The organism is Streptomyces sp. NPDC014882, from assembly GCF_043081325.1.
GTDB lineage: Bacteria > Actinomycetota > Actinomycetes > Streptomycetales > Streptomycetaceae > Streptomyces.
The window spans coordinates 58,754-69,086 of the sequence record NZ_JBIBWL010000021.1; the positions used below are offsets into that span (position 1 = coordinate 58,754).

Annotated in this window: 8 protein-coding genes; 4 read left to right on the top strand and 4 right to left on the bottom strand. The window is 77.4% G+C overall.

All coding sequences use genetic code 11. From position 1 onward, the window contains the following. Positions 1-233: 233 nt before the first annotated feature. Genes ACF09K_RS32575 through ACF09K_RS32590 form a run of 4 tightly spaced genes read right to left on the bottom strand, consistent with a single transcriptional unit; the run spans position 234 to position 5,258 of the window. A complete protein-coding gene (locus ACF09K_RS32575; RefSeq protein ID WP_392248934.1) occupies positions 234-1,262 on the bottom strand; it encodes a DUF5914 domain-containing protein in 1,029 nt (342 codons plus the stop codon). Beyond that, the gene (locus tag ACF09K_RS32580; protein WP_392248935.1) at positions 1,259-2,290 is read right to left on the bottom strand and encodes a phytoene/squalene synthase family protein; all 1,032 of its coding nucleotides are present in this window, start codon (positions 2,288-2,290) and stop codon (positions 1,259-1,261) included. Before ACF09K_RS32580 ends, ACF09K_RS32575 begins: the two co-directional genes overlap by 4 nt. After that, entirely contained in the window at positions 2,287-3,831 is a 1,545-nt protein-coding gene (crtI, locus tag ACF09K_RS32585) for a phytoene desaturase family protein (RefSeq protein WP_392248936.1), read from the bottom strand. Before crtI ends, ACF09K_RS32580 begins: the two co-directional genes overlap by 4 nt. Then, on the bottom strand, positions 3,828-5,258 hold the full coding sequence (locus ACF09K_RS32590; RefSeq protein WP_392248937.1) for a polyprenyl synthetase family protein: 1,431 nt from the start codon (positions 5,256-5,258) through the stop codon (positions 3,828-3,830). The genes crtI and ACF09K_RS32590 overlap by 4 nt, the downstream gene beginning before the upstream one ends. 319 nt (positions 5,259-5,577) lie before the next feature. Between ACF09K_RS32590 and ACF09K_RS32595 the strand changes: the two genes are divergently transcribed. The 4 genes from ACF09K_RS32595 to ACF09K_RS32610 all read left to right on the top strand — a co-directional run bounded on the left by ACF09K_RS32595 (position 5,578) and on the right by ACF09K_RS32610 (position 10,170). Further along, positions 5,578-6,201 carry a sigma-70 family RNA polymerase sigma factor gene (locus ACF09K_RS32595; protein ID WP_392248938.1) on the top strand — a complete coding sequence of 208 codons (624 nt, stop codon included), beginning with the start codon at positions 5,578-5,580 and terminating at the stop codon, positions 6,199-6,201. A 343-nt stretch (positions 6,202-6,544) separates the two neighbouring features. After that, complete coding sequence (locus ACF09K_RS32600) at positions 6,545-7,735, top strand: lycopene cyclase family protein (RefSeq protein ID WP_392248939.1); 1,191 nt, start codon at positions 6,545-6,547, stop codon at positions 7,733-7,735. Between the two features lie 75 nt (positions 7,736-7,810). Then, positions 7,811-8,542 (top strand): class I SAM-dependent methyltransferase, encoded by a 732-nt coding sequence (locus ACF09K_RS32605; protein ID WP_392248940.1) that lies wholly within the window; start codon positions 7,811-7,813, stop codon positions 8,540-8,542. After that, complete coding sequence (locus tag ACF09K_RS32610) at positions 8,539-10,170, top strand: FAD-dependent oxidoreductase (RefSeq protein ID WP_392248941.1); 1,632 nt, start codon at positions 8,539-8,541, stop codon at positions 10,168-10,170. The genes ACF09K_RS32605 and ACF09K_RS32610 overlap by 4 nt, the downstream gene beginning before the upstream one ends. Positions 10,171-10,333: the final 163 nt, after the last annotated feature.

The window sequence follows — 10,333 nt, forward strand, 5'->3', positions numbered from 1 at the left end:
GTTCCGTCCGGTCCCGCCCACCGCGTGTCCCGGTCCCGCCCACCGCGTCGGCGGGTCCCGGCCACCGTTCCGTCCGGTCCTGCCCACCGCGTGGCCGGGTCCCGCCCACCGCGTCGGCGGGTCCCGGCCACCACGTCGGTGGCACCCGCCCACCGTTCCGTCCCGTCCCGCTCACCGTGCCGCCCGGTTCCGCCCCCGCGGTGCGTCGCGGGGGCGGCCGTGGTCCGGCGGGGTCAGCCGGGGAAGCGGCCCGTGGAACGCAGGTGCCAGCGGCGTTCCGCGTAGGCCAGGTCGTCGCGCCACAGGCGTCCCGCGGCCGCCCGCATGAAGGGCCGCAGCAGCGGCGTCACCGTACGGGCCACGGCGAATCCCGGCCGGTCCGAGGCCGCCACGATCGCCTCGACGACCGCGGTGCGCGGCCGGCCCCGGTCGTCCGGGCCCAGCGGCGTCGCGTGCGTCTCGACGACCGACCCCCGGCCCTCGCCCTCCGTGATGTGCATGACGACCGTGCGCGGCTCGGGCGCCGTGAACACCGCCCGGACCGGCACGACGAGCCGTCCGGCGAGCTTGAAGGAGACGTCCACGGTGAAACCGTCGCCGTCCGCCGCCGCGCCCGCGCTGCCCGCGCCACCGGAGTCGTCGGCCACGGTCAGGTCGACGAACGAGTACGGGTGGAACCAGGCCCCGTGCCACGGGTCCAGCCGGTTGGCCACCACGTCCTCCGGCTCGCACGTGCCGACGCCCACGTAGACCGCGGACACGGCGCCCGACAGGGCCGGCCGGACCGGCACCACCGGCGCCGCCAACGGCGGCTCGCCGCCCACGTCGTCCAGCCGCACCCACACCAGCACGCCGTCGTCGTGCACGGGCAGCGGCTCCCAGCCCGCGAACGGACCGCCCCGCAGCGCGAGCCCGTGCCAGTGGCAGACCAGGGTGCCGCAGCGCACCGGACTGTCCCGCAGCGGTGCGCCCAGGTGGGGGCAGACGCCCGGCCCGGCGACCAGCCGGCCTCCGGCGTCGCGCCAGACGACCAGCTCCCGTCCGGCGACCGTGCGCGCGAGGGGGCGGTCGTCGCGGACGTCCCGGGCGGCGCCCACGACGTACCAGTTGCCGGACGGGCGCGCCTGCGCCCGTTTCAGCGCCCCGGCGATCACGGCGGGCCGCGCCGCGCGCCAGGTCGGGCGCTGCCGCTCCCAGGACACCGGGTTCCTGCGCAGCGACAGCGGGTACCGGCGGCGCCCGCCGGAACGCTCGGGACTCATGCGACCTCCTCGTGCTCACGCTCGCGCGCGGGCGGCGTGCCGTGCGCGCCGGGCAGCTCGGCGGGCGGCCGCGGCGCACCGGACGGAGCGCTCCACCGTGCGGCGGCACGGGCGGACGCCACGCGGACCAGGCCGTCGAGCGCCACCGCGGCACGCCGCCGGCGGGGCACCACGGCACGGCGGTGGACCACCGCGTACCCGTCGTCGGCGACGGCGTCCAGGATCCCGCCGTACAGCACGAACGCCGTGCGGATGCACGGGCGGGCCACCGGGTCGAGCATCGCGAGCCCCGGCGCCGCCTCGCGGTACACGCCCCGCGTCAGGTCCTCGAACGCCCTGAGCGCCTCGGTGATCCGGGGGTCCCGGCTCCCGGTGCGGCGGGACCACAGCAGCAGGTCCCGGTCGACGCCGTGGCCGCGCAGCAGGTCGGCGGGCAGGTAGACGCGGCCCCGGTCGAGGTCCTCGCCCACGTCGCGCAGGAAGTTGGTCAGCTGGAAGGCGACGCCGAGGGCGGCCGCGTGCGGGGCCGCCTCCTCGCGCGGGACGACGGTCCCCAGCACCGGCAGCATCTGCAGCCCGATCACCGCCGCCGAGCCGTGCATGTACGCGCGCAGGTCGTCGTAGGCCGGATAGTCGGTGACCGTGAGGTCGCTGCGCATGGCGGCCATGAAGTCGCGGAAGTGCCCGTGGGGGATGCCGTACCGGCGGGCCGTGTCGGCGAGGGCGAGGACGACCGGGTCGCCGCCGCCACCGCCGCGCAGCCCCTGTTCCAGCCCCTCCTGGAGGGTGGCGAGGGCGGCCGCGCGGCGGTGCGGCGGGACGTCGCCCTCCAGCGAGTCGACGATGTCGTCGGCCCAGCGCGCGAAACCGTACAGGGCGTGCACGGCCGGACGCCGCTCCACCGGCAGCAGCCGGGTGGCCAGGAAGTACGTCTTGCCGTGCCGGGCGTTGAGCGCGCGGCAGCGCGTGTAGGCGGCGCGCAGGGCCGGGTCGGTGATGCCCGCCGCGTCCAGTTCGCGGGCGGTCATGAGGGGGTCCCTTCCGGGGTGACGAGCGCGGAGTGCCCGCGCCGGGCGGCCGGTGACGCGGCCGTGCGGCCGGTGACGCGGGCCGCGGCGAGCTTGCCCGACAGCAGGACGGTCGGCACGCCGACGCCCGGCGTGGTGCCGCAGCCCGCGAGCACGGCGTTGTCGGTGCCGCGGACGAGGTTGCGCGGACGGAACGGGCCGGTCTGGGCGAAGGTGTGGGCGGCCGAGAAGGGCGTGCCCGCCGCGTGCCCCTGGCCGTGCCAGTCGGCCGGGGTGACGAGGGTCTCGTCCTCGACGGCCGTCGCGATCCCGTCGAACCCGCGCCGCTCCAGTTCCCGCAGCACGCTGTCGCGGTAGCGCGGGCCCAGCTCGCCCCAGGCGGCGGCGTCCGGTCCGATGTCCGTGTTCGGGCAGGGGGCCAGGACGTAGTGCAGGTGGCGGCCGGGCGGGGCGAGCGTCGGGTCGGTGGCGGTGGGCCTGGTGATCAGCAGCGACGGGTCGCTCATCAGCTCGCCCGAGCGGGTGAGCTCGTCGAAGGTGCTGTGCCAGGCGGCGCCGAAGGAGAGCGTGTGGTGCGCGAGCGCGGGCCACGTCCGGTCCGTCCCGGCGTGCAGCACGACGGCCGACGGGGCGTGCCGGATCCGCAGGGGACGGCGCGGGGCGCGGCCGAGGAGGCGGTGGACGACCGGCAGGTCCGGGGTGAGGACGACGGCGTCGCAGGCGATGCGCTCGTCGGCGGTGACGACGGCGGTGACCCGGTTGCCGGACCGCTCCAGCCGGACGACGTCCCGTCCGAACCGCAGGTCGGCGCCCGCGCGCGCGGCGGCGTCCGCCATGGCCCGCGGCAGCGCGTGCATGCCGCCGCGCGGGAAGTACACCCCGGCGACGGTGTCCATGTAGGCGATGACCGCGTACGCGGCGAGGGCGCGGGCCGGCGGGACGCCCGCGTACAGCGACTGGAAGGAGAAGACGCGGCGCAGCCGTTCGTCGCGCAGGTGGCGGCCGATGCGGGCGTCGAGCCGCCCGAAGCCGCCCAGCGCGGCGAGCCGGGCCAGATCGGGCGTCAGCAACTGGAGGGGCGAGTCGAAGTTGGTGTCGATGAACCGCCGCATCTGCGCCCGGTAGAGCTGCTCCAGCCAGTGGCGCAGCCCGCGGTACCCCGCGGCCTCCGCCGGCCCCGCGAAGCGCTCGACCTCCGCTTCCATCGCGTCCGCGTCGGTGTGCACGTCGATCCTGCTGCCGTCGGCGAACAGTGCCCGGTAGGCGGGGTGCAGGGGGATCAGGTCGACGTTGTCGCGCAGGTTCTCGCCGACCGCGGCGAAGGCCTCGTCGGCCAGGTCCGGCATGGTCAGCACGGTCGGACCGGTGTCGATGCGGTAGCCGTCGCGCTCCAGGAGCCCCGCGCGTCCGCCGGGCAGCGCGTCGCGCTCGACGACCGTGACGCGGCGGCCGGCGCCCAGCAGGTGGAGCGCGGCCGACAGGCCGGAGAGTCCGGCGCCGACCACGACGACGTGGTCGGTGCGTCCGGGAACAGTCCTCATCGCGGGGCCCCTTCGGTGAGCAGCAGCGGGACGGACAGGCCCCCGTCGGGGGGAGGGGGTACGCCGTCGTCCGGGGCGGCCGGGCCGTCCCACGGACCGGCCGGGTCGCCCCAGGGAGCGGTCGGAGCGGGTGCAGTGGGTGCGGCGGGTGCGGCGGGTGTGGGGGGAGCGGCCGGGGACGTGCCGGCGGTGGCGTGGAACAGCCCCACCAGCCGCCGCCGCGCCACCGGGTCGAGCACGGCCGAGTCCAGGTGGCGCATGCCCTGCGCCACCAGCCGCTCGATCTTCGCCTCGACGACGTCGCGCGCCCCGACGCCGACGAGCACGTCGCGCACCTCGGCCAGGCCGCTGTCGGGCAGGTCCGCCCGGCCGACGGACCGGTTCAGCACCGCGAGGGCGCCGCGGTCGCGGTCGGCCTCCGCGCGGGCCCGGGCCACGGCCATGAGGTAGGTGGGCCGGCCCGTCCGGATGTCGCCCCCGGCCGGCTTGCCGGTCCGGCGGTCGCCGCCGAACGCGTCGAGGAGGTCGTCGCGCAGCTGGAAGGCGATGCCCACGCAGCGGCCCGCCGAGCACAGCGCCCCGGTCCGCGCGGAGTCGGCGCCCGCCAGGGCGGCGCCCAGGGCCAGCGGACGCTCCACCGAGTACAGGGCGCTCTTGAGGCACGCGGCGCGGACGGCGCGCGCCAGGGAACGCGAGGACGTCGCCTGCCCCTGCACGTCCAGGTACTGGCCGGCCACCATCTCGGTGCGCATCGCGCTCCACACCTCGCGCACGGTGCGGGAGGTGGCCGCGGGCGCCTCGGTCGCCGCGACGACGTCGTCCGCCCACGCCAGGGCCAGGTCCCCGGCGAGGATCGCGGCGGCCTCGCCGAACCGGGGGCCGTGGGCGGCGGACACGGCGCCGGCGTACTGGGCGGTCACGTCCGCGTGCAGGGCGGGCCGGCCGCGGCGCAGCGCCGAGCCGTCCATCACGTCGTCGTGGATCAGCGCGCACGTCTGGATCAGCTCGAGCGCGGCGCCGAGCCGCAACGCGCCCTCCGCCTCGGCAGGCCCCCCGCCGCAGGCGCGCAGGGCCCACCACACGAACCGGGGCCGCATCCGCTTGCCGCCGTCCAGGGTGAAGCGCCTGACGCGTTCGGCCAGGTCCCGCGCGAACACGGGGTCCAGCGCGGCGGCCTGCTCCGCGCGCTCTGCCAGGAGGTCGTCGAGGAGGCGTCCGACGGCTCCGGGTACATCGTCGTCGAGGGCGGACAGGTCGCTGACGTCCAGGGGGAAACGGGCGGGCATGGCGCCTTCCGGTCGGCTGTCGGGGGAGGGGCCGCGATCGGCGGACGACGGCGGCGCCCCGATCGGACCCGGTCGGGGCGCGTGGGAAGGAGCCGGCGGGGTGTCCGTCCCGGGGTCGTGTCTCGCCGTGCTGGGGCGCATGCCGACTCCTCCCGTCGTGATCGCAGTGGGCCCTGACTGAAGGCATTCCGCGCCGGGGGCCGCCACGGATGCGCCAGACGAGCGACTGCGGGCCGTTTCCTGCTCCGACGGGGGGACCGGAGGGGATCGCACCGGCGAGGCGAACGCGGAAAACGACGCAAAGACGCTGCGAGTTGTCGCGGAGGTGCGTCGCTTCGCATGGTGAGGAGACCAAGGTCGCGCCGAGCGACCCCGAGTCCCCGGCTTCGACGGGCGCGGCCGGCCACCACCGGCCGCCCGGACGAGAAGCGGACGACCGCCCGCACGAGGAGCAGCCACCATGACGGCACAGCAGGTCACCGAGCGGACCCTCCCGACCGCGGCAGCGGGCCCCGGCGAGGCGGCCCTCACCGACGAAGAACTGGCCGCGGGCTTCGTCAGGGGCGACGAAGCCTGCCTGGCGGCCGCCTACCACCGCTGGGGACTGCTGGTCCACACGCTGGCGCGCCGCAGCCTGGGCGACGCCAGGGAGGCGGAGGACGTGACGCAGACGGTGTTCCTGGCCGCCTGGCGCGGCCGCTCCGGCTTCCGGCCCGAGCGCGGCCCGCTGTCGGCATGGCTGGTCGGCATCACCCGGCGCAAGATCGCCGACGCCCTGGCGGCGCGGACCCGGCGGGCCGACCTCGTCGCGGCGGCGGGAGCACGGCTGTCCGTCACCGCCGACGACCGGCACGCCCAACCCGACGCCGTGCTCGACCGCGTCGTGCTCACCCACGAACTGGCGAGGCTGCCCGCTCCGCAGCGCCGCGTCCTCACCCTCGCCTTCTACTGCGACCTCACCCAGACCCAGATCGCCGAGCTGACGGGCTGGCCCCTGGGCACCGTCAAGAGCCACGCGCGCCGCGGGCTGCACCGGCTCGGCACGCGCGTACGGGACGGAGGCCCGCACGCCCACGCCGGCTGACGCGCCGCGCGGCCGGCCGATACGCTGCACGATCGATGCGACCCCGCGAACCCGCTCCGGAAAGCGACCCGTGACCGTGTGAACGCCCCGCGGCCGCCGGGCCCCGCGACCGTCCGCGCCTCGCGCTCCGCGGGCCGCACCCCGCTCCGCCGGGCCGCCCGCGGTGCGCCGCACGGCGGACGGCCCGGCCCGGCCTGCATCCGCCGGGCGGTCCGGAGGGGAATGCTGGTCACGGCGCCGGGACGACGGACCGGGACCCGGGGCCGGGGCACAGGACCGGCACACCGGGCCGAGCCGGCCGAGCCGGACGAACAGGGCTGACGGGATGGGGAGGGTGCGACACGTGCGGGACGCGGACGTCGCCATCGTGGGCGCCGGAGCTGCCGGGCTGTCCCTCGCGTACCGGCTGGCGCGCGCCGCACCGGCCCGCCGGCCGTCGGTGCTGCTGTTCGAACCCCCGCCCGGCCCGCTGCGCCCGCCGAGCCGCACCTGGTGCTTCTGGGAGCCGGGTCCGGGCCCCTACGACGCCGTCCTGACCGCCGCGTGGCAGCACCTGCGGGTCCACACCCCCGAGGGGCGCCGCATCGAGGACGGCATCGCGCCGCTGCGCTACAAGATGATCCGCTCCGACGACTTCGAGGCGTTCGTCGGACGCGAACTGGCGCGCCGCGACCACGTCCGCCGCGTCGAGGCGACGGTCGAGACGGTGGACGGGGTCGCCGGCGGGGCGGAGATCCGGGCCCGCACCGCCGACGGCCGCCCGCTCACCGCGCGCGCCCGCTGGGTCTTCGACTCCCGGCCGCTCGGGAGCCTGCCGGCGGCCCGCACCACCCTGCTCCAGCACTTCCACGGCTGGTTCGTCCGCACGTCCCGGCCGGTGTTCGACCCCCGCCGCGTCGACCTCATGGACTTCAGGGTCCCGCAGCCCGCGCACGGACTGGCCTTCGGCTACGTCCTGCCCACCAGCGCGCGCGAGGCCCTCGTCGAGTACACGGAGTTCTCCGGCGCCCCCCTGTCCCGGACGGCCTACGAGGCCGCGCTCGACCGGTACACCCACGGCGTGCTGGGGCTCGGGCCGTTCGAGGTGACCGCCACGGAGACCGGGGTGATCCCCATGACGGACGCGCGCTTCGCGCGCCGTACCGCGCCCTCGGTCTTCCGGATCGGCGCGGCGGGCGGCGCCACCCGGCCCTCGACCGGTTACACCTTCGCCGCCGTCCAGCGCCAGACGCGGGCCGTCGCGGCGGCGCTGGCCGCCGGCCGCCGCCCGCTGCCCCCCGCCCCCCACTCGGCCCGCTCCCGCGCCATGGACGCGGTGCTGCTGCGCGCTCTGGACAGCGGACGCGTCGGCGGCGCCGAGGTCTTCTCGGCACTCTTCTCCCAGGTCCCGGCGGAGCGGCTGCTGCGCTTCCTGGACGGCCGCACCCGCCTGACCGAGGACCTCTCCGTCGGCGCGCGCACCCCCGTGCTGCCCATGCTCCGCTCCGTCATGGACCTGCCCCGCCTGCCCCGCAGACCCTTCCCCCGCCCCTGACTGCCCCCGCCCCTGACCGCCCGCCCGGCGGGGCGCCCGCGCCACAGCCCGAGCCATGCCCACCGAGGAGACCCGATGACCCTGCTGCGCGACGCGGACCTGGCCGCCGCGTTCGACCGTGCCGCCCGCAGCTACGACACCCTGGTGGCCGCCAACCCCGGCTACCACGCCCACCTGCGGCGCTCCGCGCGCCGCCTCGGCCTGCCGCACGGCGGGGCCGGCCTGCGCGTCCTGGACCTGGGCTGCGGCACCGGCGCCTCCACGGCCGCCCTGGCCGCCGTGTACCCCGGGGCGCGGATCACCGCCGTGGACGCCTCCGCCGGCATGCTGGAACGGGCGGCCCGCAAACGGTGGCGGCAGGACGTGAGATTCGTGCACACCCCGGCGGAACGCCTGGCGGAGGCAGGGGCCGGGGGACCCTTCGACGCGGTCTTCGCCGCCTACCTCTTCCGCAACGCCACCGACCCCGACGCGGTGCTCGCCGCGGTGCGCGAGGCGCTCGCGCCGCGGGGCCGGCTCGCCGTCCACGAGTACCTCCTCAGCGGCCGGACCGCCCACCGCGCGATGTGGACGGCGGTGTGCCGGGGCTTCGTGCAGCCCGTCGCCACCGCCCTCGGCGACGGCGAGCTGTACCGCCACCTCTGGCACAGCGTCCTCGCCTTCGACACGGTGGACGCCTTCACCGGGAGGGTCCGCTCCGCCGGCTTCGGGGAGGTGCGGGCACTGCCCCTGCCCGGATGGCAGACCGGTATCACGCACACCGTCGTCGCCCGCCGTCCCGGCTCCGACACGGCGGCCGGCCGATGACGGCGGCCCGCCGGTCCGGGACGGCCCAAGGATCCGGGACGGCTCGCCGGTCCGGGACGGCCCGCCGCGGCAGGGACCGCCTGGCCCGCACGATCCGCCCCCGGCCCGGCGCGCCCGCGCTCACCGGTGACCACCGGCCGACCACCGCCGTGGTGGGCGGCGGCATCGCCGGCCTGGCGGCGGCTACGGCCCTGGCCGAACGGGGCGTACGCGTCACGCTCCACGAACGCGAACCGGCCCTCGGCGGACGCCTCGCCGGCTGGCCGACCGCACTGGCCGACGGCAGCACCGTCACCATGAGCCGCGGCTTCCACGCGTTCTTCCGTCAGTACTACAACCTGCGCGGACTGCTGCGGCGCACCGATCCGGGGCTCCGCCGCCTCACGGGCCTGCCCGACTACCCGCTGCGCCACAGCGGCGGCGCGCACGACAGCTTCCGGCACGTTCCGCGCACCCCGCCGTGGAGCGCGCTGGGCTTCGTCGCGCTGAGCCCCACCTTCGGCCTGCGCGACCTCGCCCGCATGAACCCGGTCGCCGCGCTGCCCCTGCTGGACGTGCGGGTGCCGGACGTCTACACGCGCCTCGACGACATCAGCGCCCACGACTTCCTGGAGTCGGTCCGCTTCCCCGAGGCCGCGCACCACCTCGCGTTCGAGGTGTTCTCCCGGAGCTTCTTCGCCGATCCCCGCGGCCTGTCGGCGGCGGAGATGGTGCTGATGTTCCACATCTACTTCCTCGGCTCCTCGGAGGGGCTGCTCTTCGACGTGCCCGACGAGCCCTTCCCCGCCGCGCTCTGGGACCCCCTGGCCGGCTACCTGGAGGGCCACGGCGCCGAACTGCGGACCGGCACCTCCGTCGAGGCGGTCGAACCCACCGGGGACGGCGGCTTCCGCGTGGCCGCCGCGGGCGAGGAGCGGCGGTACGACACCGTGGTCCTCGCCCTGGACACGGCCGGCCTGCGGTCCGTCGTCGCCGGTTCCCCGCGGCTGGCCGACGCCGCGTGGCGCGCACGTGTGGCCGGGCTCCGCACCGCCCCGCCCTTCCTGGTCTCGCGCCTGTGGCTGGACCGTCCCGTCGCCTCCGACCGGCCCGGCTTCCTCGGCACCGGCGGCTACGGCTCCCTCGACAACGTCAGCGTGCTGGAACGCTGGGAGGGCGAGGCGGCGCGCTGGGCCGCCCGCACCGGCGGCTCCGTCGTGGAACTGCACGCGTACGCCCTGCCGGAGAGGGCCTCCCACGACGCCGAACAGCGCCGTCTGCTGGAGCAGCTGCACCGGGTGTACCCGGAGACGCGCGCGGCGAGGGTCGTCGACGCCCGCCACGAGTGGCGGGCCGACTGCCCGCTGTTCCCCGTCGGGGGCTACGGCGGCCGACCCACCGTGCGCACCACCGACCCCGGGCTGGTCGTCGCCGGCGACCTGGTCCGCACCGACCTGCCGGTGGCCCTCATGGAACGGGCGGCCACGAGCGGCTTCCTCGCCGCCAACGCCCTCCTGGAACGCTGGGGGGTCGCGGGCCAGACCCTGTGGACCGTGCCCGACCGCGGGCGCGGTGCGCTGCTGCGCGGGCTCGCACGGGCGGGCGGGGACCGGCGGCGGGAGTCCGCGCGCGCCGTGCCGACCGAGTGACGGCCGCCGAAAGGCGACATCTCCCCTTCATGAGAAGGCGGTGGGGCGCGCCCCCCCCCGCCCCCCCCCCCGGGACGGCCCCACGGGGGGCCGCCCCAGCCCACCGGCGGGCCGGGCGGGGCCGCGCCACGGGGGACTCCCGCCCCCCCCCTGCTCGGAGGGG